Genomic DNA, 21,478 nt, shown 5'->3' with positions numbered 1-21,478 from the left:
CCTACAGACGCGCGTGGCGCCTCAGGAAACGATATTCTTCAACGACAGGTGCCGCGCATACCAGGGCCGTTGCGGCACCTTGCGCAGCAGGGTGTCGAGCTTGTCCTCGTCGCCGAAGGTGATGCGCAAGGCCAGCTTCATGGTCTCCACGTCCATCTCCACCGACTTGCCCGGGCGCATGCCCGGCTGCGTGCTGCAGCCATGGGTGTCCGGGCCCAGCCAGGGATCATCGACCTCCACCCAGCGGCCGGGCGCGAACCAGGGCACGCCGTTGACTTCGAGGCGACGTACCTGACCGGGGTGATGGCGCTCATGGGCGCGGAACCAGTCGTCGATACGGTCGTCGATCCAGCCATGGAAGCCCCAGAACACCGGGTGAACATGGGATGAGAAGGGATCGCCGAGGAAGTCGTTCTCAGGCTCGAACCAGCGCGCGGCGAAATCCGCCTGGTCGCGGGCGAACGGCACCGGCGCGCCATTGTTGGGATCGCGCGGCACCGACGCCCAGCACATGTGCAGCCAGTCGTGCAGGTTCATCTCCAGTTCCGAGCCGAAGGCGCCCAGGCTCAGTTTCGACAGGTACACCGGGTCCTGGTATTGCGACTCCCACACCTGGAAGTTGCTGCAATAGGTTTCCCCGGCCTTGATCGCTCCGACCCACTGCCCATAGGCGTCATCGCCCGGGGCCTGCCAGCCTGGCGGCACGCAGTGTCCGTCGTGGTTATCGAAGTATCGGGCGAAACCTGCCCGATCGAACTCGACGCTCGGCTGTGGCAACGGGAAGCGCTGCCAGGAAGGCAGGTCCTGCAAGGTGCGCGCATACATCAGCATGTGCCGGTGCATGAACAGGAAATCGATACCCGAACCATTGCGGTGCTTGCGCGGGCCACGGGCATCACGCTCACGGTCGCGCGGTCCAGGTTGCCAGCCCAGGCCACGCAAGGCGTTCTGCTTGGTTTGCGGCAACTTGTGCCACTGGTCTCGAGTGGCATGCCAAAGCTGGTGGAACAGCCGGTGCTCGGCACCGACCACCCAGTCGCGCATCTGCGAGGTATAGGGCAGGCGCTCGCGGGCCTCGGGGAACAGCCGCTTGATCGCGACAAAACGGCTGTCGGGCACAGGCAGGGTCAGTGGTCGATCCAAGCGCTGTACGCGGCCACTCAACGTGCCGCTGCCGGCATTGGCGAACTCGGCCCAGACCTCGTCGAGACTCGCCACGCACTCATAACCCGGCCCGCCGCGCTGGCTGACCAGACGCCAACGCACCTCGGTGCTGCTGGCACCGACCAGGTCGCCGAGCACCCGGTAGGCAGGCTCCGCGGCACCGCGCAACCCCTCGCTGGTATCGACGAACCCGCGCAGGCCACGGCCCTTGGTGGCAACATCGAGGAACATCTCGACGCCCTGTTGAGGCAGTCCGTCCAGTCCTCGTTCGGCACCGTCGAAGCGGATCTCCCAGACGCCGCGCAGCTGGTCCGCCAGGACCTGTCCAGCATAATCGGCCAGCTCCACGCTGGCCTCGCCGGGCGTGACGATATCGTCTTCAGGGTCGTGGGTCAGTTGCTTGTGCGCGTAATAGGCCGCCGTGCCTGTGGCGCCCGCCACAGCCAGGCCAGCGATGAATCCTCGTCGGGAAATTGTCATTGCGCCTCAATCCGTCTTCGCGTGCCGCGACTTCTATCCAAGCTAGGACGTAGACGGGCCAGGGAAATTTAGCCTTCTAATTAACCACCCGGTGCGCTCGTCTGATGGGTATCTCCCGCCAACAGAGGCATACCCATGACCTCCCTGCACGATCGCCTGACCCAACCGGTCAAGGCCACGCCCTACCGGGTCTTCGACCTCGACCTCAAGGCCATCGAACCCCTGAGCCCGTCGCTGAGCCGCTTCGTCTTCACTGGCGAAGACGTGGCGCAGATGACCACCCTGGCCCCCGACCAGCGCGTCAAGCTGCTGTTTCCGACGCCCGCAGGAGCACCGCCATGCCTGCCCAAGCACGAGCAATGGCAACAGGCACGGCGCGAGCTGGCAGCGCAGGACATGCCACCGATGCGCACCTACACCATCCGCGCCCTGCGCCGCGAGGCTCTCGAGGTGGACGTGGACTTCGTCCTGCACGGTGTCAATGGCCCGGCCTCGGCCTGGGCCACCCATGCCCGCCCGGGTGACCGCCTGCAGATGGTCGCGCCCAACCTGGCCTATGCGGACGACCCTGGCGGATACGAGTGGAAGCCGCCGCACAGTGCCCGGCGCATCCTGCTGATCGGCGACGAAACCGCCCTGCCGGCCATCGCCGGCATCCTCGAGCAGTTGGCCACGAATGCGCCGGAACGGCTGGTGGAGGCCTTTATCGAAGTGCCGCTGGAAGCCGATTGCCTCGACCTACGCCACAGTCCGGCCACCCGCCTGCACTGGCTGCCGCGCGATCTGCTGCGCAGCGAGCACGGCCAAGGCATGCAGCACGCCGTGCGCGAGCTGGCCAGCCTGCCGGCGGTGCGCGGCGCATCGACAGTCGAGCTGGAGGACGTGGACATCGACGAGCGCATCCTTTGGGAGCAGGCCAGCGGCGAGCACGGTGACTTCCATGCCTGGATCGCCGGAGAATCGGGGACTGTCATGGATATCCGCCGACACCTGATCAAGGACCGCGGATTACCGAGGGAGAGCCTGACGCTGATGGGCTACTGGCGCGCCGGCCGTACGTTCGACTGAGACCTGCGCCTGTAGGAGCGGCCTTGCGCCGCGAAAGGGCCGCGCAGCGGCCCCAGGATTTCAGCGTTAATGCAAAGACCGTCGGGGCCGCTTCGCGGCCCTTTCCGGCCGGTCCGACGCCTCGGCAAGGCCGCTCCTACACAGGGTTTGCGTCCGGCCTTGGAGGCTCAGCCAGCCGTGACCGCCGCCGCAACCGCCTCGGCAAACCTTGCCGCCACCTCATCGACCTGCTCGGCGCTGATGATCAGCGGCGGCAGGAAGCGCACCACCGCACCATGGCGGCCGCCCAGTTCGAGGATCAGGCCACGGCGCAGGCATTCGCGCTGGACCCTCGGCGCCAGCTTGCGGCAGGCCGGCGGATGGCCCTGGACGTCACGCTTGCCCGCCGGGTCCACCAGTTCCACGCCCAGCATCAAGCCACGGCCACGAATATCGCCGAGCTGCGGATAGTCCTGCTGCAACCGTTGCAGATGCCCACGCAGGCGCTGGCCCATGGCCTCGGCGTGCTCGCACAGGCGGTGCTCCACCAGGTACTTCATCACCGCGGAGCCGGCGGCCATGGCCATCTGGTTGCCACGGAAGGTGCCGGCATGGGCACCCGGCGACCACTGGTCGAGCCAGTCGCGATAGACCATCACCGCCAGCGGCAGGCTGCCACCAATGGCCTTGGACAGGGTGACCACGTCGGGCACGATGCCGGCGTGCTCAAAGGCGAACATCTTGCCGGTGCGGGCGAAGCCACTCTGGATCTCGTCGACGATCAGCGCCACCCCGGCCTGCTCGGTGATACGACGCAGCCCGCGCAGCCACTCGATATCGGCAGGAATCACGCCACCCTCGCCCTGCACCACCTCGACGATCACCGCCGCCGGCAGCGCAACGCCGGCCTCCGGATCGCACAGCAGGTTTTCCAGGTAGTGCAGGTTGGCGCGCACGCCCGCCTCGCCACCGAGGCCGAATGGGCAGCGGTAGTCATAGGGATACGGCAGGAACTGCACACCATTGTTCAGCAGCGCGCCAAGCGGCTTTTTCGGCCCCAGGCTACCCATCAGGCTCAATGCGCCCTGGGTCATCCCATGGTAGGCCCCCTGGAACGCCAGCACAGTGCTGCGCCCGGTGACCGTGCGCACCAGCTTGAGCGCCGCCTCGACCGCGTCGGTACCGGTCGGGCCGCAGAACTGGATCTTCGCTTCCCGGCGCAGCTCCTCGGGCAGCAGGGCGAACAGGTCCTGGACGAACTGGTCCTTGACCGGCGTGGTCAGGTCCAGGGTATGCAGCGGCAGTTCGTCGGCCAGCACGCGCTGGATCGCGTCGATCACCACCGGATGGTTGTGTCCCAGGGCCAGAGTGCCGGCGCCGGCCAGGCAATCGATGAACTGGCGGCCCTCGACGTCCTCGACGTACAGGCCACGGGCGCGCTTGAGCGCCAGGGGGATGCGCCGCGGGTAGCTGCGGGCGTTGGATTCCTGCTGCTGCTGGCGCAGCAGCAGGGGCGAATCCTCGAATTCGTACAGGGGGCGCGGCGCGGTGGCCGGCAGCACCTGGGCAAGGCTGGAAGCGGTCGACATCGGAAAATCCCTCGCAAGCAAGCGAATGTGCCCGCCACGCGCCCTGTAACCGGATGTGTGTCGGGTTCTTATCGCTTGAAAAACGCTTCAGCGAGGTGCGGATTTAGCGGTTGTCGTGGGATTTGTTGTGGATGTACGACCTGCATTGCGGGGCAAGCCCGCTCCCACGGGCTCATGCACCAAGCTGCGTGGGAGCGGGCTTGCCCCGCAATGGGTACACCGCCGAACTCAACTCCCCGAGCGCGCCGGTACCTGCAGGCACACCCGCAAACCATCGGCCTGGCTGTCGAACCGCAGGCTGCCGGCGCAGCGCTGGACAATGGCCTGCACGATCGCCAGCCCCAGCCCGCAACCTCCGCTCTGGCCGTTGCGCCAGAAGCGTTCGGTCAGATGCTCGAGATCTTCCTGGGCAATCCCCGGGCCATGGTCGCGCACCAGGAAGTCCACCAGCCCGTCCTGCGCCTGTACTTCCAGCTCCACGGCGGCATCGCCGCCATGGCGCAGGGCGTTGTCCAGCAGGTTACGCAGCGCCGCCACCGCCAAGGGCGCCGGCATGCTCAGGTAGACCTTGGCCGCCGCTTCCGGCAGGCGCAGGTGAATGCGCCGGTTGTCGCCACCGCCAGCGTCCTCGATGGCCTGGCGGGCAACCTGCTCGGCGCTGCACTGCACGCCATCGTCGAAGGACAGACTGCCTTCGACCCGCGCCAGCATCAGCAGTTGCTCCAACGTGCGGTGCATGCGATCGGCGCCCTGCTCGGCATGTTCCAGCGCCTGCTCGCGCACGGCGCCGTCGGTCATCCGCGCCACCTGCAGGTGGGTCTTGATGGCGGTCAGCGGGCTGCGCAGTTCGTGGGCGGCGTCATCAGTCAGGCGGCGTTCGCGCTCGATGGTCTGGGCTATTCGCAGGAACAGCTGGTTCTGGGTGTCGAGCAGTGGTTGCAACTCACTGGGCAGGCCGGCCACCTGCAACGGCTCGACGCTGTCGGCACGGCGCCTGCGCAAGGCGTCACGCATGCGATTGAGTGGCTCGAGCCCCTTGCCCAGGCCGATCCACAGCAACCCCAGGCTACCCAGCAAGGCCATCAGCACCGGCGCCGAGGCCGCCAGCAAGATCGACTGGTTCAGCGCCTCGCGTTCCTGGTGACGGTCGGCGGTGGTGATGCGCACATCGCCATGGTTGTAGGTGAAGGTGCGCCAGGAGGCGCCATCGATGGTCTGGTCACGGAAGCCGCTGCGCTCGTCATCCATGGTGCCATCGTGCTTGTGGTTGCTGGCGAGGATCTCGCCGCGCAGCGAGCTGACCTGGCAGGCCATGCCATCCGGCACGCTGAACTGGTCGGCGGAGAAATGCGCATCCTGGCCCTTGGCGGTCAGCGGTTGCGGCAACTGGTCGATCAGCCCCGCAACCATGCGTGCCGAGGCCACCAGGCGCTGATCGAGGGAGAACATCATCTGCTGGCGCAGGTCGCGCAGCATCCACGCCGCCGCCAGCGCCCAGATGACGATGAACACGCTGCCGAGGATCAGTGAAAGGCGAACCCGCAGGCTCATGACGCGCCCTCTTCCGGCGCCTGGGCCGGCCCCAGGCGGTAGCCGAGCCCGCGCACGGTCTCGACGATGCTGTTGCCCAGTTTGCGCCGCAGGTGGTGGATGTGCACGTTCAGCGCGTTGCTTTCGACCTCGTCGCTGAAACCGTAGACGCAGTCTTTGAGCTGTTCGCTGGACAGCACGCGCCCCGGGTTCTGCAGCAACGCCTGGAGCAGCGCCTGCTCGCGGCGCGACAGGTCCACCGCCTGGCCGGCCAGGGTCGCCTCGCAACTGCTCGGGTCGTAGCGCAGCGGACCGTGCTCGATGACGTTGACCGCCCGCCCGGCCACGCGGCGCAGCAGAGTGTGCAGGCGCGCGGCCAGTTCGCGCAGGTCGAAGGGCTTGAGCAGGTAGTCGTCGGCGCCGGCCTGCAGGCCGTCGACCCGGTCGGTGACCGCGTCGCGGGCCGTGAGCACCAGCACCGGCAGGGTCTCGCCCTGCTGGCGCAGGCGGCGCAGCAGCTTGAGGCCGTCTTCGTCGGGCAAACCCAGGTCGAGGATCATCACGTCGAACTTCGCGGTCCCGAGCATCTGCCGGGCCTGCGAGGCGCTGGCCACCCGGTCCACGGTCAGGCCCTGGGCCGAGAGGCCGGCGCAGATGCCGCTGGCGATCAGGTCATCGTCCTCGCAAAGCAGAACGTGCATGAGGGGTCTCCTGGGTGGGGAAGCTGGCATTGCACAGTCTGCCGATTAAGGGGGGATTATGCACGGCCCGGAACGGTTCGCCGTGCAGGTGACAGGCGCTTGCCGTGTCTTCACCCTCAGACCAATGCCGCGCCCAACGCGCTGACCACCTGCGCCAGCTGTGCCGACTCGCCACCCACGCGCACCGCCAGCCCCTCGATCTCGCGACGGACCGGGTAATGCTTGCGCAACAGATCGAATGCCGCGCGCTGCTCGGCCGGATCATCGCTAAGACTACGACGGAAATCCGCATCGTCACGGCGCGGGTCGTACACCGCCCGACACAAAGTGGCCAGTGCCCACGCCGGGTCAGCCTCCGCGTCGAACGCAAGCTGCGCCAGCGCTGGCGCCGGCAGCAGGTCGGCCAGGCGCACCTGCTCGGGCGCCCCGCGCCAGCGGCAGTAGGCCTGGTAGATCTGCGCCGTGCCTCGCTGCTTGCCGTCCAGGCTGTAGCCGGCGATATGCGGCGTGGCCAGGGTGCACAGGTCGGCCAGTTGCAGGTCCACCTGCGGCTCGCCCTCCCACACATCGAGCACCGCGTGCACATCCTCGCGATCCAGCAGCAGCTCGCGCAGGGCCGCGTTGTCCACCACCGGCCCGCGGCTGGCGTTGATCAGCCAGGCGCCGGCACGCAGGCGCGCCAGGCGCGACTGGTCGAGCAGGTGCCAGGTCGGGTGCTCGCCGCCGCGTTGCAGCGGCGTGTGCAGGCTGATCACGTCGCACTGTTCGAGGATCGTCTCGAGATCGACAAAGTCGCCGCCCTCGCTGGCCTGGCGCACCGGGTCGCAAACCAGCACCTTCCAGCCCAGGCCATGCAGCACCCGGACCAGACGGCCGCCGACCTCGCCGGCGCCGACCACGCCATAGACCCGCTTGCCCAGGTCAACGCCCTCGAGCTCGGCCAGGGTCAGCAGGCTGCCCAGCACGTAGTCCACCACGCCGCGGGCGTTGCAGCCCGGCGCGCTGCTCCAGTGGATACCGGCCTGAGCGAAATACTCGAGGTCGAGGTGATCGGTGCCGATGGTGCAGGTGCCGACAAAGCGCACCCGGCTGCCTTCGAGCAGTTGCCGGTCGACGCGGGTCACCGAGCGCACCAGCAGGACGTCGGCGTCCTTGACGCAGGCGGCGTCGATGGCCCGGCCGGGGTAACGGCGGATCTCGCCGAAACCGGCGAAGAAGGCATCGAGCAGCGGGATATTCTCGTCGGCAACTATCAGCATGGCGCTCTCCTGTCAGGGGAGCGCAGTGTAGCGCGATCGCAGGCGGCTCAGTCGGCCTTCTTGCGGATCCAGTACAGGTAGGTGCCGGCCTCTTCCTGCTGGCCGAGCAGCTCGTGGCCGAGGAAGATGCAGAACTTGGGAATGTCGCGACGGGTCGACGGGTCGGTGGCGATCACCTTGAGCACGCCGCCGCCGGCCAGCTCGCGCACGTGCTTGTGCAGCATCATCACCGGCTCCGGGCAATTCAGGCCGGTGGCGTCGAGGATCGCGTCGTGGGTGAAATCGGTCATGTAGGGCTCCGCAAAATGATCGTCATTGTGGCGCATGAAGCGGGGCTGTCACAGCCCCGCGATGGCCTCAGCGCGGTTTCAGGTCCAGCCGGCGCAGGTGGCAGGTCACTTCCTCGCGGTCGTGATACAGCTGCTTGCAGGCGATCGACACCTTCACCTTGCGCGCCTTGAACCCGGCCTCGATGCGCTCGAGCAACTTGCGCACCTCGGCATGGCGCTGCTTCATCGGCAGCTTCAGGTTGACCACCGCCTCGCGGCACAGCCCTTCCCCCAACCAGGTCTCGATCAGCGAGGCGGTGCGCGCCGGCTTCTCGACGATGTCGCAGACCATCCAGTCCACGGTCTGGCGGGGCTTCCAGGTGAAGCCGTCGGCCATCAGGTGGGTGACCAGGCCAGTGTCCATCAGGCTTTCGGCCATCGGCCCGTTGTCAATGGCGGTCACCAGCATGCCGCGCTTGACCAGCTGGTAGGTCCAGCCGCCGGGCGCGGCGCCCAGGTCGACGCCGGTCATGTCGTCGTTCAGACGCTGGTCCCACTGGTCGCGGGGGATGAACTGGTGCCAGGCCTCCTCGAGCTTGAGGGTCGAGCGGCTGGGGGCCTCGCGGGGGAACTTCAGGCGTGGGATGCCCATCGGCCAGAGCGCCGAATTGTCGGCCTCGGCCAGCCCCAGGAACACCCGCCGGCCACTGATGAAGGTCAGCAGCAGGCGCGGCCGCCGGGCGTCGTCCACCAGCCGCCCGGCCTTTTCCAGGGCCTTGCGCAGCGGCACCTCGAACTTGCGGCAGAAGGTCGACAGCTCCTTGCCATCGTTGCTGTCGAGCACTTCCAGCCACAGGCTGCCGCACACCGGCAGCCCGGCCAGGTGCTCGAGCAGCACGCTGATGCGGTCGGTCTCCGGCAGCTCGACATAGGCGCCGCGGGCCCACTGGCGCGGGAAGATCAGCTGCGAAAAGCGCAGCGTCTGCATCATGCGTTCGGCGCCGTCCGTCTCGCTGCAGACGAACTCGGCGCAAGCGCTCTGCGGCTTGCCTTTGGCATAGCCGGCCACGCCCAGGTGGGCGGCATGTTCGCTGATTTCGGCGCAGACCTCGCCCTCGAAGCCGGGCCGGCAATGCATGAACAGGGTATTCATTTCTCACTCCACATCACTGGCGCAGACGACGCCAGGGCGGCGAATGATAAAGGAAGATCGGAACCGACGACACGCCCCATCGGTCCAGAAAAGGGTCAGGCCAGGCAAACCGGTCTAACCTGACTGTTCAGCCAGGTCCGTGCCGTGCGGACCGGTCCAGAGCGGTGACACCGGCGAGCGACCCGCAATCGCCGGGCACCGGAGCACAAGGAGTTGTAAATGCCCTCGCTCGATAGCCTGAAAACCCTCAAGACCCTCCAGGTGGCCGACCGTGCCTACCACTATTTCAGCCTGCCCGACGCCGCGCGCCAGCTCGGCGACCTGCAGCGCCTGCCCATGTCGCTGAAAGTGCTGCTGGAAAACCTGCTGCGCTGGGAAGACGGCAAGACCGTCACTGGCGACGACCTGCGCGCCCTGGCCCAGTGGCTGCAGGAGCGGCGCTCCGACCGCGAGATCCAGTACCGCCCGGCGCGGGTGCTGATGCAGGACTTCACCGGCGTGCCGGCGGTGGTCGACCTGGCCGCCATGCGCGCGGCGATGGCCAAGGCCGGTGGCGACCCGCAGCGGATCAACCCGTTGTCGCCGGTGGACCTGGTGATCGACCACTCGGTGATGGTCGACCGCTACGCCAGCCCCAACGCCTTCGCCCAGAATGTCGACATCGAGATGCAGCGCAATGGCGAGCGCTACGCGTTCCTGCGCTGGGGCCAGAGCGCCTTCGACAATTTCCGCGTGGTACCGCCGGGCACCGGCATCTGCCACCAGGTCAACCTCGAGTACCTGGGGCGCACCGTGTGGACCCGTGAAGCGGACGGCCGCACCTACGCCTTCCCCGACACCCTGGTCGGCACCGACTCGCACACCACCATGATCAACGGCCTGGGCGTGCTCGGCTGGGGCGTCGGCGGCATCGAGGCCGAGGCGGCGATGCTCGGCCAGCCGGTGTCGATGCTGATCCCCGAGGTGATCGGCTTCAAGCTCACCGGCAAGCTGTGCGAGGGCATCACCGCCACCGACCTGGTGCTGACGGTGACGCAGATGCTGCGCAAGAAGGGCGTGGTGGGCAAGTTCGTCGAGTTCTATGGCGACGGCCTGGCCGACCTGCCGCTGGCCGACCGCGCCACCATCGCCAACATGGCCCCCGAATATGGTGCCACCTGCGGTTTCTTCCCGGTGGACCAGGTGACCCTGGACTACCTGCGCCTGTCCGGGCGCCCCGAGGAGGCCGTGCAACTGGTCGAGGCTTACAGCAAAGCCCAGGGCCTGTGGCGCCTGCCGGGCCAGGAGCCGCTGTTCAGCGACACCCTGGCGCTGGACATGAACGACGTCGAAGCCAGCCTCGCCGGACCCAAGCGCCCGCAGGACCGGGTCGCCCTGGGCCAGGTCGCCCAGGCCTTCGACCATTTCATCGAGCTGCAGCCCAAGCCGCTGGCCAAGGAGGTCGGCCGCCTGGAAAGCGAAGGCGGCGGCGGGGTGGCGGTGGGCAATGCCGACCAGGCCGGCGAGATCGACTACAGCCACGCCGGCCAGACCCACACCTTGCGCGACGGCGCCGTGGTGATCGCCGCCATCACCTCCTGCACCAACACCTCCAACCCCAGCGTGATGATGGCCGCAGGGCTGGTGGCGAAAAAAGCCGTGGAGAAGGGCCTGACCCGCAAGCCCTGGGTCAAGAGCTCGCTGGCCCCAGGCTCCAAGGTGGTGACGGACTACTTCAAGGCTGCCGGCCTCACGCCTTACCTGGATCAGCTCGGTTTCGACCTGGTCGGCTATGGCTGCACCACCTGCATCGGCAACTCCGGCCCCCTGGACGAGGCGATCGAGAAGGCCATCGGCAGCGCCGACCTCACCGTGGCTTCGGTACTGTCGGGCAACCGCAACTTCGAAGGCCGGGTGCACCCGCTGGTCAAGACCAACTGGCTGGCCTCGCCGCCGCTGGTGGTGGCCTATGCCCTGGCCGGCAGCGTGCGCCTGGACCTGACCCAGGACGCCCTGGGCACCGGCAAGGACGGCAAGCCCGTGTACCTGCGCGATATCTGGCCAAGCCAGCAGGAGATCGCCGAGGCCGTGCGCAATGTCGACACGCGCATGTTCCACAAGGAATACGCCGAAGTGTTCGCCGGCGACGCCCAGTGGCAGGCCATCGAGGTGCCCCAGGCGGCCACCTATGTCTGGCAGGACGATTCCACCTATATCCAGCACCCGCCGTTCTTCGACGACATCAGTGGACCACTGCCGGAAATCGGCGATATCCACGGCGCGCGCATCCTTGCCCTGCTCGGCGACTCGGTGACCACCGACCATATTTCCCCGGCCGGCAACATCAAGGCAGACAGCCCGGCCGGCCGCTACCTGCGCGGCAAGGGCGTGGAACCGCGGGACTTCAACTCCTACGGTTCACGGCGCGGCAACCATGAGGTGATGATGCGCGGCACCTTCGCCAATATCCGCATCCGCAACGAGATGCTCGGTGGCGAGGAAGGCGGCAACACCCTGTATGTACCCACTGGCGAGAAACAGTCGATCTACGATGCCGCCATGCGCTACCAGCAGGATGGCACGCCGCTGGTGGTGATTGCCGGACAGGAATACGGCACCGGCTCCAGCCGCGACTGGGCGGCCAAGGGCACCAACCTGCTGGGGGTCAAGGCGGTGCTGGCGGAGAGCTTCGAGCGCATCCACCGTTCCAACCTGGTGGGCATGGGCGTGCTGCCGTTGCAGTTCAAGGCCGGCGACGACCGCAAGCGCCTCGGGCTGACCGGCAAGGAACGCATCGATGTGCTGGGCCTTGGCGGTGCGCAGATCCGCCCGGGCATGAGCCTGCCGGTGCGCATTACCCGCGAGGACGGGCGCCAGGAGCAGATCGAGGTATTGTGCCGGATCGATACCCTCAATGAGGTGGAGTACTTCAAGTCCGGCGGCATCCTGCATTATGTGCTGCGGCAATTGATCGCGGGGTAAAGCAGACGGCATGTTGGCTGGCAGCCCTTTCGCGGCACAAGGCCGCTCCTACAGGGGAGCGCGATCTCTTGTAGGAGCGGCCTTGTGTCGCGAATGGACCGCAACGCGGTCCCCGCGTTACCCGCCCAAACGCGCAAACATCCAAGTGTCCTGAAGGCCATGGGGTAAGTCCTACCCTCCTCGGATTCACCGGCACTAAGGAAATGTCATGCCTCTTCCCCACTGGATCGCCCTGATCCTGCTCGCCCTCGGCTATGCGATCGCCCTGACCTACGGCAGCCTCGGTCTCGCTGCCCTGCCCGCCTTGCTCGCGCTGCTGTGCAGTGCCCTGCTCGCCCGCCGTCCGGTGCGCTGGCAACAGAGTCTCGGCCACCTTTTGTTCATCGTCCTGGCCATCGCCCTGGCCCTGCACTGGCTACCCGGTTTCCACAGCGCCAAGGTGATCGACAAGGCCGTGCTCAGCGACGGCGCCGTGCCCTTCTCCCTGTACCTCAACCTGGACAAGCCCCTGATCGGCCTGTGGTTGCTGCTGGCCTGCCCCTGGCTGGTGATACTGCGCCCACGCGGCCTGCTGCCGGGCCTGGCGCTGACCCTGCCCCTGACCCTGCTCGCCTGCCTGGGTGGCGCCTGGGCCCTGGGCATGCTGGCCTGGGCACCGAAATGGCCGGACCAGGCCTGGCTGTGGCTGCTGAACAACCTGCTGCTGGTGAGCCTGACCGAGGAACTGCTGTTCCGCGGCTATATCCAGGGCGGCCTGCAACGTCTGTTCAGGCATGAAGGGCTGGCGTTGCTGGTGGCCGCGCTGTTGTTCGGCCTCGCGCACCTGGCCGGTGGCTGGCAATGGTTCTACCTGGCCACCCTGGCCGGGGTGGGGTATGGTCTGGCCTATCGCCATGGCGGGCTGGCGGCGGCGGTGCTGTGCCACACCTGCGTCAACCTGGCGCACTTCGCCGCTTTCAGCTACCCGATGCTGGCCCCTAATTGAACAATCGGTCATGATCAGACCTGATCGTCATCATTTATAAAGAAAACTGCAATATTGGCGGCAACGGCTGCGATCAGGTGGGCTGCATTAGCTCAGCCGCACTGATGGCACCTTGCCCCAGATCAAGCCAGTTAAATATTCATTCAATAAAACCAGAGGCTTGCCGATACCCGTCGAAAGCCTTGCGGATTGAACAGCCAATGCGTAACAACCAGCCGATTACCCAGAGAGAACGGACTTTCCCTGCCCAGCAGCGGTTGATCTCCACCACCAACGCCAAGGGCGTGATCACCTACTGCAACGATGCCTTCATCGAGATCAGCGGTTTTTCCCGCGAGGACCTGATGGGCGCGCCGCACAACCTGGTGCGCCACCCCGATGTGCCGCCGGCCGTGTTCGCCCACATGTGGCAGACCCTCAAGCAAGGCCTGCCGTGGATGGGCATCGTCAAAAACCGCTGCAAGTCGGGCGACCACTACTGGGTCAATGCCTACGTCACGCCGATCTTCGACAGCAACCAGGTGGTCGGCTACGAGTCGGTGCGGGTCAAGCCCACCGCCGAACAGATCCGCCGCGCCGAAGCGCTATACCAGCGCATCAACCAGGGCCGCTCGGCCATCCCGAAACGCGACAAGTGGCTGCCGGTGCTGCAGGACTGGCTACCGTTCATCCTGGTCAGCCAGGTCGGCTTCCTGATCGGCAACTGGCTCGGCCACTCCTGGGGCTTCGCTCTGGCCGCCGGCCTGTCGGTGCCGCTCGGCCTGCTCGGCCTGAGCTGGCAGCAGCGCGGCCTCAAGCGCCTGCTGCGCCTGGCCGAACAGACCACCTCCGACCCGCTGATCGCGCAGATGTACACCGACAGCCGCGGTGTCCAGGCACGCCTGGAAATGGCCATGCTCAGCCAGGACGCACGGATGAAGACCTGCCTGACCCGCCTGCAGGACAGCGCCGAGCAGCTCAGCGACCAGGCTCGCCAGTCCGACGCCCTCGCCCACCAGAGCTCGTCGGGCCTGGAGCGCCAGCGGGTGGAGACCGAGCAGGTCGCCGCCGCCGTCAACCAGATGGCCGCCACCACCCAGGAAGTGGCCAACCATGTCCAGCGCACCGCCGACGCCACCCAGGAAGCCAATCGCCTGACCAGCCAGGGTCGCAACATCGCCGGCGAAACCCGTGACGCCATCGAGCGGTTGTCCGCCGCCGTGGGCGAGACCGGGCTGACCGTCACCCAGCTGGCCAAGGACAGCGACGAGATCGGCGGCGTGGTCGATGTGATCAAGGGCATTGCCGACCAGACCAACCTGCTGGCGCTCAACGCCGCCATCGAAGCGGCGCGCGCCGGGGAGATGGGCCGTGGCTTTGCCGTGGTCGCCGACGAGGTCCGTCAGCTGGCCCAGCGTACCGCCGAATCCACCGGGCAGATCCACACCCTGATCGCCAAGCTGCAACAGACCGCCAACAATGCGGTGCAGACCATGGAGACTGGCCACCGCCAAGCCCAGGAAGGCGTCGAGCGGGTGATGGAGGCCGACCAGGCGCTAGTGGGCATCAGCGAGGCCGTGGCCAACATCACCGACATGGCCACCCAGATCGCCGCCGCCACCGAAGAGCAGAGCGCGGTGGCCGAGGAGATCAGCCGCAACATCAGCACCATCGCCGATTTGGCCGACCAGACCTCCGGCCAGGCCCAGCGCTCGGCGCTGCTCAGCGAAGAGCTGACCAGCACGGCGGGTACCCAGTACTCGCTGGTGGAACGCTTCAACCGCTGAAATCGGTAGGCGTCATCGCGGGGCAAGCCCTCTCCCACAAGTCCTGTGCATAGCGCCAGGCCAGTGGGAGCGGGCTTGCCCCGCGATGCTTTTACCAGTCGAGCGTCAGCCGGCTCTCGAAGTAACGCACCTCACCCGTCAACGGATCCTCGAAGCGCAGGCTATGGGCCAGCAGCTTGAGCGGCCGTGCGTAATCATCCTGCTCGTTGACCAGCTGCGGGTAAAACGGATCGTTGCAGATCCCCGCGCCCAACGCCGCCATGTGCACGCGCAACTGGTGGGTCTTGCCGGTAACCGGTGACAGGCCATAGCGCCACAGCTCGCCGTTTTTCTCCAGCACACAGGCGTGGGTTTCACTGTTGTCGGCCCCTTCCACTTCATGCATGCGGAAGAACGGCTCGCCATGCACCAGGCGGCTGCGGTGCACCAGCGGGTAGTCATGCTGCGGCATGGCCGCGGCGATGGCCTGGTAGTGCTTGTCGATGCGCCGCTCAGGGAACAGGCGCTGATAGGCGCCACGGCTCTGCGGGTTGGCGGAAAACAGCACCAGCCCGGCAGTGTGTCGGTCAATGCGGTGCAGCGGCACCAGGTGCGGGTTGTCCAGACGCCGGATCAGTCGTCGCAACAGCGTCTGCTCGACGTACTCGCCGGTGGGCGTGACAGGCAGGAAGTGCGGTTTGTCTGCCACCACCAGATGCTCGTCGACATGCAGGATTTCTTCCTGCACCGGGATCACCTTCTCGTTGGGCACTTCACGGAAATAGTGCAAACGCATGCCCCGCCGATAAAGCGTATCCGCCGCAATAGGCTGGCCATCGGCATTCAGCACCCGGCCCCGGGCGAAGCGGTCGAGCCACTGCTCACGGTCGATGCCCTTGAAATGATCGCACAGGCAGTCGAGCACGGTCGTCCAGGACCCTGGGGGCAGGCATACGGTGCTGGCTTGCTGGCGGGCGGGGTCGAAAGGCGTGATCATCATCAGGCTCGGTTTTGCAGGGAGCGGCATTATCCCCTACCCCACGCCCCTCAACCAGCCTCGCTGGCCGGCTCGCAACGCGCCTTGAGCCAGCGCAGCACCTGCACCGCGTCCCAGCGCCCCGGATCGTAGAGGGCGTAGCTCAGGCCCTGGTAGCCCACCACGTCCAGCGGACGGTGGAAGCCGGCGCGCTGGAACAGCGCCTCGATCTCGGCGAAGCAGGTGTTGAAATGCACCTTGCCGAACGGCGTGCGCTCGTCGGTGACGATGCCGTCGAGGCGCAATTCCAGCACGGCCTCGCACACACGCTCGGGAGCCATGTGATTGATGCTGTACTTGAGTTGCTCGACATTGAGCATGGCTTCACCTCGGATACTGTATTTATATACAGCATACGGAGCGAGCCACCTCTTCGTCAATGCGCGACTCAGCCGAGGAAGGCCACCACCTGTTCGGCATCGAACGGCCAGCCAAGTTCGGCGCCGGTGTCGCAACGGCGCAGCACCGGGATGCTCAGCCCGTAGCGTTCGAACAACGCCTCGCTGTCGGCGATATCGACCAGCTCGACCAGCAGGCCGTGCTCGACGAATGGCATCAGCACAGCCTCGGCCACTTCGCACAGGTGGCACCCCACGGTGCCGAACAACTGGGTTTCAGGGAGCATGCAGACATCCGTAATTCGCATGAATGGATGCTCATTCTAGGTCCGTCCCCGCCAACGCGCACCTGACCTGGCTCAATCCTGGCTGGTGGCGCCGATCCGGTGCACGGCCAGGTCCGCCCCCTGGAACTCCTCCTCGTGGCTCAGGCGCAGGCCATGCAGCGCCTTGATCAGGCCATATACGGCAAAACCGCCGGCCAGCGCCACCAGCACGCCCGCCAGGCTCCCCAGCAGTTGGCTGACCAGGCTGACGCCGCCCAAGCCGCCCAGGGCCGCCTGTCCGAACACGCCGCAGGCGATGCCGCCCCACACACCGCACAGGCCGTGCAATGGCCACACCCCCAGCACGTCGTCGATCTTCCAGCGGTTCTGCGCGGCGGTGAAGCACCAGACGAACAGAGCACCGGCCACCAGCCCGGTGACCAGCGCGCCAACCGGGTGCATCAGGTCGGAGCCCGCGCACACCGCCACCAGGCCGGCCAACGGGCCGTTGTGCAGAAAGCCCGGGTCGTTGCGCCCTGCCAGCAAGGCCGACAGCGTGCCGCCGACCATGGCCATCAGCGAGTTGATCGCCACCAGCCCGCTCACCCCCTGCAGGGTCTGCGCGCTCATGACGTTGAAGCCGAACCAGCCGATGATCAGGATCCATGAGCCCAGCGCCAGGAACGGAATGCTCGACGGCGCAAAGGCCACCAGGCGCCCGTCGCGGTAGCGGCCACGGCGCGCACCGAGCAGCAGCACCGCCGCCAGCGCCAGCCAGCCGCCCATGGCATGCACCACCACGGAACCGGCAAAATCATGGAACGGCGCGCCGAAACGCGCCTGCAACCAGGCCTGCAGGCCGAAGTTGCCATTCCACACAATGCCTTCGAAGAACGGGTAGATAAACGCCACGATCAAAGCCGTCGCGCACAGTTGTGGCGCAAAGCGCGCGCGCTCGGCGATACCGCCGGAGATGATCGCCGGAATGGCCGCGGCGAAGGTCAGCAGGAAGAAGCACTTGACCAGCGCATAGCCGTGATCACTGGCCAGCGTCGCCGCCGGCTGCAGAAAGCTCACACCGTACGCGACCCAGTAGCCGATGAAGAAATACATCAGGGCCGAGATGGCGAAGTCGCTGAGGATCTTCGACAGGGCGTTGACCTGGTTCTTGTAGCGCACCGTGCCGACCTCGAGAAAGGCGAACCCCGCGTGCATGGCCAGGACCAGGATCGCGCCCATGAGGATGAACAAGGTGTTGGAGCCATGGACCAGGGAGTCCATCGCGCTGTGCATGTTTTCCATGAAGTGGCAGACCTGCAAAAAGGCACCAGGACAGTTCAAGAACCGGCATCCATGCACCGGATCGGTGCCAGGCCCCTGCCCCGTTTCGGTGAGCCGGGCGGCGCCTGCGTGGTTTTTTCTTGGGTTTGTCGTGGATTGGGTTAAGGTTTAGCGGTATCCGCAGCGCTGGCGCATGGTTTCGGCGCAAGCCTCGGCGGACACGCACCGCTTTTTAGCAAGCGCTGTACCAACACATCCTGCTGAACCTTCCGCGTCACCGATCACTCGAAATAGCCAGTACACATCCACAGGGAGAGGCCCATCCATGGCCAGCAAATCGGCAAAGACTGCACAGGAAATATTGATGGCTGACTTCCAGGCCCTGGTCCGCGACACCGAGAAGCTGCTCGCCGACACCGCCAACCTGGCCGGCGACCAGGCCGACGAGCTGCGCGAGCAGATCCACGAACGCCTGGTGCAGGCCCGCGAAACCCTGCAACTGACCCAGGACTCGGTGCGCGCCCGTGGCCAAGCGGCCCTCGGCAGCGCCGAGGAGTACGTGCAGGAGAACCCGTGGCAGGCCATCGGCATCGCCGCCGGCGTCGGCCTGCTGATCGGCCTGCTGGCCAAGCGCTGAGGAGCCGGCATGGACAACGACGCCATCGGCACCGGCGCCTCCGGTCGGCGCCTGGGCGCGGCCATCTTGGGGCTGCTGCACAGCCATATCGAGCTGTTCGGCATCGAGTTGCAGGAGCAGAAGGCCCGCACCCTCAGCCTGCTGTTGTTCGCAGGCCTGGCATTGGTATTCGCCCTGCTGCTGCTGACCGCGCTGTCGGGCCTGGTGCTGGTGCTGCTGTGGGACAGTTACCGCCTGGCCGGGATCATCGGCCTGTGCGTGTTCTACGGAGTCGCCGCGCTGTACTGCGGCCTGCGCCTGAAGGCCGCGGTGTTCGATGAATCCTCGCCGTTCAACGCCACCCTCGAGGAGTTGGCCAAGGATCGGGAGCGCCTGCTGCCATGAGCCTGCCCGAACTGCCCAACACCCGAAACCCGCGTGAGCTGCGCAAGGCACTGCTGCGCCTGCGCATGGAAATGCACCGTCAGGAAATCCGCCACGAGTCCGGCCAGTTGCTCGAACCGGTCCGCCGCCTGCGCGGCATGGGCGGCTCGTTCGGCGAGGGCCTGGGGGTCAAGCACGGCTCGCTGTGGGGCATCGGCGCCGTCGTCGCCCTTGGTTTTCTCACCGGCAAGGGCGTACGCAGCGGCAACCTGACGCGCCTGGTACGCCTGGTACGCCTGGGCACCAGCCTGGTGCCGCTGATCCGCCTGTTCCTCGGCAACAGCCGCCGCCCCTGAGGCCAAGGCGCGCCCGACGCTTGCGCGGGCGCGCCGGACGCAGGAAGCTATCCCGACTCTACGATGGGAGAACACGCCTTGGACTGGCACACACTGCTGACCCGCGAACGACTGGGCAAGGCCCTCTACAGCCCCGAGGAACTCGGCCGCAGCCCGTTCCACAAGGACCACGACCGCATCATCTTCTCCGGCGCCTTCCGCCGCCTGGGGCGCAAGACCCAGGTGCACCCGGTGTCCAGCAACGACCATATCCACACCCGCCTCACCCATTCCCTGGAGGTCAGCTGCGTCGGCCGCTCGCTGGGCATGCGCGTCGGCGAGACCCTGCGCGAGCAACTGCCAGACTGGTGCGAACCGAGCGACTTGGGGATGATCGTGCAGTCGGCCTGCCTGGCCCACGACATCGGCAACCCGCCGTTCGGCCACTCCGGCGAGGACGCCATTCGCCACTGGTTCCAGCAGGCCGCCGGGCGCGGCTGGTTGGACGACATGAGCGACGACCAGCGTGCCGACTTCCTCAACTTCGAGGGCAACGCCCAGGGCTTTCGCGTGCTCACCCAACTGGAGTACCACCAGTTCGACGGCGGCATGCGCCTGACCTACGCCACCCTCGGCGCCTACCTCAAGTACCCATGGGCAGCACGCCATGCCGACGCACTGGGTTACAAGAAGCACAAGTTTGGCTGCTACCAGAGCGAACTGGGGCTGCTCGAGCAGATCGCCGGCAAGCTCGGCCTGCCGCAGCTGGAACACCAGCGCTGGGCCCGTCATCCCCTGGTGTACCTGATGGAGGCCGCCGACGACATCTGCTACGCCCTGATCGACCTCGAGGACGGGCTGGAGATGGACCTGCTGCAATACGCCGAGGTCGAATCACTGCTGCTGGACCTGGTGGGCGATGATCTACCGGAAACCTATCGCCTGCTGGGGCCCGGCGAATCACGTAGGCGCAAGCTGGCGATCCTGCGCGGCAAGGCCATCGAACACCTGACCAACGCCGCCGCCCAGGCCTTCGTCGAACAGCAACAGGCCCTGCTAGCCGGCCAGCTCACAGGCGACCTGGTCGAGCACATGCACGGCCCGGCACAACGCTGCGTGCTGCAGGCCAAGGACATGGCGCGCAAGAAGATCTTCCAGGACAAGCGCAAGACCCTGCACGAGATCGGCGCCTACACGACCCTGGAGATCCTGCTCAACACCTTCTGTGGCGCGGCGCTGGAGCAGCATGGCGGGCGCACCCCGTCGTTCAAGAGCCGGCGGGTGCTGGACCTGATCGGCAACAATGCCCCCGACCCACACGGTTCGCTGCACAGCGCCTTCCTGCGCATGATCGACTTCATCGCCGGGATGACCGACAGCTACGCCAGCGAAATGGCCCTGGAAATGACCGGGCGCTCCAGTCCGAAATAAGGGAATGACGGGGTGGCAGGCGCCTGTTTGCCACTCGCGTTTAATACGCATGAAATTTCCCACGCAATATTGTCTTCGATTAAACATGGCCACTGCCAAGACTCACAAAAACGATCAAACCCTGACAAACGCCTGACAATATCCACATCATTCGTAGCAGTGTTTCGTCTGTACTGTAAGTAAATTCCTATATCCCTGTTTTGGCAGTTACTTCCCTGCCCGCCGACATTCAACTGAGCTAATGTGCCGGCTGCCTTCACGCGCAGCATGGAATGTTGAATATGCACTCAGTCTTTATTGTTGATGACCATCCCGTCATACGTTTGGCGATACGGATGTTGCTGGAAAACCAGGGATACAAGGTGGTCGGTGAATCGGATAACGGCGTGGACGCCATGCAGATGATCCGCGAAACGCCGCCGGACCTGGTCATTCTCGATATCAGCATCCCCAAGCTGGACGGCCTGGAAATGCTCTCGCGCCTGCAGGCCATGGCCATTCCACTGAAAGTCCTGGTGCTGACCGCCCAATCACCGGCCCTGTTCGCCGTACGCTGCATGCACTCCGGCGCAGCCGGCTACGTGTGCAAGCAGGAAGACCTCAGCGAACTGCTCAGCGCCATCAAGGCCGTACTGTCCGGTTACAACTATTTCCCCAGCCAGGCACTCAATCCACCGCCAACCGGCAGCAACCAGGAATTGGAACTGTTCCGCCAGGTCAACGACCGGGAACTCATGGTCTTGCAACTCTTTGCCCAGGGTCGCAGCAACAAGGAGATTGCCAAGGGCATGTTTCTCAGCAACAAGACTGTCAGCACCTACAAGAAGCGCCTGATGCACAAGTTGCGCGCCAGCACATTGGTGGAGTTGATCGACGTCGCCAAGCGCAACGCACTGGTCTGAGGTCGT

General features: G+C 66.1%; 20 protein-coding genes. 9 read left to right on the top strand and 11 right to left on the bottom strand.

The features are described 5' to 3' along the window. Window positions 1-21 precede the first annotated feature (21 nt). Complete coding sequence (pvdP, locus tag V0R62_RS01625; protein ID WP_330102441.1) at window positions 22-1,644, bottom strand: pyoverdine maturation tyrosinase PvdP; 1,623 nt, start codon at window positions 1,642-1,644, stop codon at window positions 22-24. 135 nt (window positions 1,645-1,779) lie between these two features. Here pvdP and V0R62_RS01620 point away from each other — a divergent pair, with 135 nt between their 5' ends. Continuing rightward, window positions 1,780-2,712, top strand: a complete 933-nt coding sequence (locus tag V0R62_RS01620; protein WP_330102440.1) for a siderophore-interacting protein — start codon at window positions 1,780-1,782, stop codon at window positions 2,710-2,712. A gap of 167 nt (window positions 2,713-2,879) precedes the next feature. On the opposite strand, the gene V0R62_RS01615 is transcribed toward V0R62_RS01620, so the two are convergent. The 6 genes from V0R62_RS01615 to rlmM form a co-directional block, all read right to left on the bottom strand. Further along, the gene (locus V0R62_RS01615; protein ID WP_330102439.1) at window positions 2,880-4,280 is read right to left on the bottom strand and encodes an aspartate aminotransferase family protein; all 1,401 of its coding nucleotides are present in this window, start codon (window positions 4,278-4,280) and stop codon (window positions 2,880-2,882) included. A gap of 228 nt (window positions 4,281-4,508) precedes the next feature. After that, window positions 4,509-5,831: an ATP-binding protein gene (locus V0R62_RS01610; RefSeq protein WP_330102438.1), complete on the bottom strand. Its 1,323-nt coding sequence runs from the start codon at window positions 5,829-5,831 to the stop codon at window positions 4,509-4,511. Continuing rightward, window positions 5,828-6,511 carry a response regulator transcription factor gene (locus V0R62_RS01605; RefSeq protein ID WP_330102437.1) on the bottom strand — a complete coding sequence of 228 codons (684 nt, stop codon included), beginning with the start codon at window positions 6,509-6,511 and terminating at the stop codon, window positions 5,828-5,830. Before V0R62_RS01605 ends, V0R62_RS01610 begins: the two co-directional genes overlap by 4 nt. Window positions 6,512-6,627: 116 nt before the next feature. Next, window positions 6,628-7,770, bottom strand: coding sequence for a 4-phosphoerythronate dehydrogenase PdxB (pdxB, locus tag V0R62_RS01600; RefSeq protein WP_330102436.1), 1,143 nt, complete (start codon window positions 7,768-7,770; stop codon window positions 6,628-6,630). Window positions 7,771-7,817: 47 nt separating this feature from the next. Next, window positions 7,818-8,060 (bottom strand): sulfurtransferase TusA, encoded by a 243-nt coding sequence (gene tusA / locus V0R62_RS01595; RefSeq protein WP_050704845.1) that lies wholly within the window; start codon window positions 8,058-8,060, stop codon window positions 7,818-7,820. Between the two features lie 67 nt (window positions 8,061-8,127). Beyond that, the gene (gene rlmM, locus V0R62_RS01590; protein ID WP_330102435.1) at window positions 8,128-9,192 is read right to left on the bottom strand and encodes a 23S rRNA (cytidine(2498)-2'-O)-methyltransferase RlmM; all 1,065 of its coding nucleotides are present in this window, start codon (window positions 9,190-9,192) and stop codon (window positions 8,128-8,130) included. Between the two features lie 219 nt (window positions 9,193-9,411). Here rlmM and acnA point away from each other — a divergent pair, with 219 nt between their 5' ends. The 3 genes from acnA to V0R62_RS01575 all read left to right on the top strand — a co-directional run bounded on the left by acnA (window position 9,412) and on the right by V0R62_RS01575 (window position 14,904). Further along, window positions 9,412-12,153, top strand: coding sequence for an aconitate hydratase AcnA (gene acnA, locus V0R62_RS01585; protein ID WP_330102434.1), 2,742 nt, complete (start codon window positions 9,412-9,414; stop codon window positions 12,151-12,153). Window positions 12,154-12,361: 208 nt separating this feature from the next. Further along, entirely contained in the window at window positions 12,362-13,138 is a 777-nt protein-coding gene (locus tag V0R62_RS01580; RefSeq protein ID WP_330102433.1) for a CPBP family intramembrane glutamic endopeptidase, read from the top strand. A 200-nt stretch (window positions 13,139-13,338) separates the two neighbouring features. Further along, window positions 13,339-14,904 (top strand): methyl-accepting chemotaxis protein, encoded by a 1,566-nt coding sequence (locus V0R62_RS01575; protein WP_330102432.1) that lies wholly within the window; start codon window positions 13,339-13,341, stop codon window positions 14,902-14,904. 91 nt (window positions 14,905-14,995) lie between these two features. Here V0R62_RS01575 and V0R62_RS01570 read toward each other — a convergent pair whose 3' ends face one another. The 4 genes from V0R62_RS01570 to V0R62_RS01555 all read right to left on the bottom strand — a co-directional run bounded on the left by V0R62_RS01570 (window position 14,996) and on the right by V0R62_RS01555 (window position 17,825). Further along, a complete protein-coding gene (locus tag V0R62_RS01570) occupies window positions 14,996-15,880 on the bottom strand; it encodes a pseudouridine synthase (protein WP_330102431.1) in 885 nt (294 codons plus the stop codon). 50 nt (window positions 15,881-15,930) lie between these two features. Next, a complete protein-coding gene (locus V0R62_RS01565) occupies window positions 15,931-16,239 on the bottom strand; it encodes a hypothetical protein (RefSeq protein WP_050704807.1) in 309 nt (102 codons plus the stop codon). 68 nt (window positions 16,240-16,307) lie between these two features. Continuing rightward, window positions 16,308-16,544 (bottom strand): glutaredoxin family protein, encoded by a 237-nt coding sequence (locus tag V0R62_RS01560; RefSeq protein ID WP_050704806.1) that lies wholly within the window; start codon window positions 16,542-16,544, stop codon window positions 16,308-16,310. Window positions 16,545-16,616: 72 nt separating this feature from the next. Continuing rightward, window positions 16,617-17,825: an ammonium transporter gene (locus V0R62_RS01555; protein WP_330102430.1), complete on the bottom strand. Its 1,209-nt coding sequence runs from the start codon at window positions 17,823-17,825 to the stop codon at window positions 16,617-16,619. Between the two features lie 304 nt (window positions 17,826-18,129). Between V0R62_RS01555 and V0R62_RS01550 the strand changes: the two genes are divergently transcribed. The 5 genes from V0R62_RS01550 (at window position 18,130) to V0R62_RS01530 (ending at window position 21,472) form a co-directional block, all read left to right on the top strand. After that, window positions 18,130-18,441, top strand: a complete 312-nt coding sequence (locus V0R62_RS01550) for a DUF883 family protein (RefSeq protein WP_186713711.1) — start codon at window positions 18,130-18,132, stop codon at window positions 18,439-18,441. A gap of 9 nt (window positions 18,442-18,450) precedes the next feature. After that, complete coding sequence (locus tag V0R62_RS01545) at window positions 18,451-18,825, top strand: phage holin family protein (RefSeq protein WP_330102429.1); 375 nt, start codon at window positions 18,451-18,453, stop codon at window positions 18,823-18,825. After that, window positions 18,822-19,160 (top strand): hypothetical protein, encoded by a 339-nt coding sequence (locus tag V0R62_RS01540; protein WP_330102428.1) that lies wholly within the window; start codon window positions 18,822-18,824, stop codon window positions 19,158-19,160. Before V0R62_RS01545 ends, V0R62_RS01540 begins: the two co-directional genes overlap by 4 nt. Window positions 19,161-19,238: 78 nt before the next feature. After that, window positions 19,239-20,570, top strand: coding sequence for a deoxyguanosinetriphosphate triphosphohydrolase (locus V0R62_RS01535; protein ID WP_330102427.1), 1,332 nt, complete (start codon window positions 19,239-19,241; stop codon window positions 20,568-20,570). Window positions 20,571-20,851: 281 nt separating this feature from the next. Next, a complete protein-coding gene (locus V0R62_RS01530; RefSeq protein WP_280082941.1) occupies window positions 20,852-21,472 on the top strand; it encodes a response regulator transcription factor in 621 nt (206 codons plus the stop codon). Window positions 21,473-21,478: the final 6 nt, after the last annotated feature.

The organism is Pseudomonas carassii (assembly GCF_036324045.1).
GTDB lineage: Bacteria > Pseudomonadota > Gammaproteobacteria > Pseudomonadales > Pseudomonadaceae > Aquipseudomonas > Aquipseudomonas peradeniyensis.
Note: the sequence above shows the minus strand (reverse complement) of the source record. Positions and strands in the feature narration are given on the sequence as shown.

Coding starts and splice junctions, on each gene's coding strand:
- pvdP (WP_330102441.1), bottom strand. CDS start 1,644: ATGACAATTTCCCGACGAGGATTCATCGCTGGCCTGGCTGTGGCGGGC.
- V0R62_RS01620 (WP_330102440.1), top strand. CDS start 1,780: ATGACCTCCCTGCACGATCGCCTGACCCAACCGGTCAAGGCCACGCCC.
- V0R62_RS01615 (WP_330102439.1), bottom strand. CDS start 4,280: ATGTCGACCGCTTCCAGCCTTGCCCAGGTGCTGCCGGCCACCGCGCCG.
- V0R62_RS01610 (WP_330102438.1), bottom strand. CDS start 5,831: ATGAGCCTGCGGGTTCGCCTTTCACTGATCCTCGGCAGCGTGTTCATC.
- V0R62_RS01605 (WP_330102437.1), bottom strand. CDS start 6,511: ATGCACGTTCTGCTTTGCGAGGACGATGACCTGATCGCCAGCGGCATC.
- pdxB (WP_330102436.1), bottom strand. CDS start 7,770: ATGCTGATAGTTGCCGACGAGAATATCCCGCTGCTCGATGCCTTCTTC.
- tusA (WP_050704845.1), bottom strand. CDS start 8,060: ATGACCGATTTCACCCACGACGCGATCCTCGACGCCACCGGCCTGAAT.
- rlmM (WP_330102435.1), bottom strand. CDS start 9,192: ATGAATACCCTGTTCATGCATTGCCGGCCCGGCTTCGAGGGCGAGGTC.
- acnA (WP_330102434.1), top strand. CDS start 9,412: ATGCCCTCGCTCGATAGCCTGAAAACCCTCAAGACCCTCCAGGTGGCC.
- V0R62_RS01580 (WP_330102433.1), top strand. CDS start 12,362: ATGCCTCTTCCCCACTGGATCGCCCTGATCCTGCTCGCCCTCGGCTAT.
- V0R62_RS01575 (WP_330102432.1), top strand. CDS start 13,339: ATGCGTAACAACCAGCCGATTACCCAGAGAGAACGGACTTTCCCTGCC.
- V0R62_RS01570 (WP_330102431.1), bottom strand. CDS start 15,880: ATGATCACGCCTTTCGACCCCGCCCGCCAGCAAGCCAGCACCGTATGC.
- V0R62_RS01565 (WP_050704807.1), bottom strand. CDS start 16,239: ATGCTCAATGTCGAGCAACTCAAGTACAGCATCAATCACATGGCTCCC.
- V0R62_RS01560 (WP_050704806.1), bottom strand. CDS start 16,544: ATGCTCCCTGAAACCCAGTTGTTCGGCACCGTGGGGTGCCACCTGTGC.
- V0R62_RS01555 (WP_330102430.1), bottom strand. CDS start 17,825: ATGGAAAACATGCACAGCGCGATGGACTCCCTGGTCCATGGCTCCAAC.
- V0R62_RS01550 (WP_186713711.1), top strand. CDS start 18,130: ATGGCCAGCAAATCGGCAAAGACTGCACAGGAAATATTGATGGCTGAC.
- V0R62_RS01545 (WP_330102429.1), top strand. CDS start 18,451: ATGGACAACGACGCCATCGGCACCGGCGCCTCCGGTCGGCGCCTGGGC.
- V0R62_RS01540 (WP_330102428.1), top strand. CDS start 18,822: ATGAGCCTGCCCGAACTGCCCAACACCCGAAACCCGCGTGAGCTGCGC.
- V0R62_RS01530 (WP_280082941.1), top strand. CDS start 20,852: ATGCACTCAGTCTTTATTGTTGATGACCATCCCGTCATACGTTTGGCG.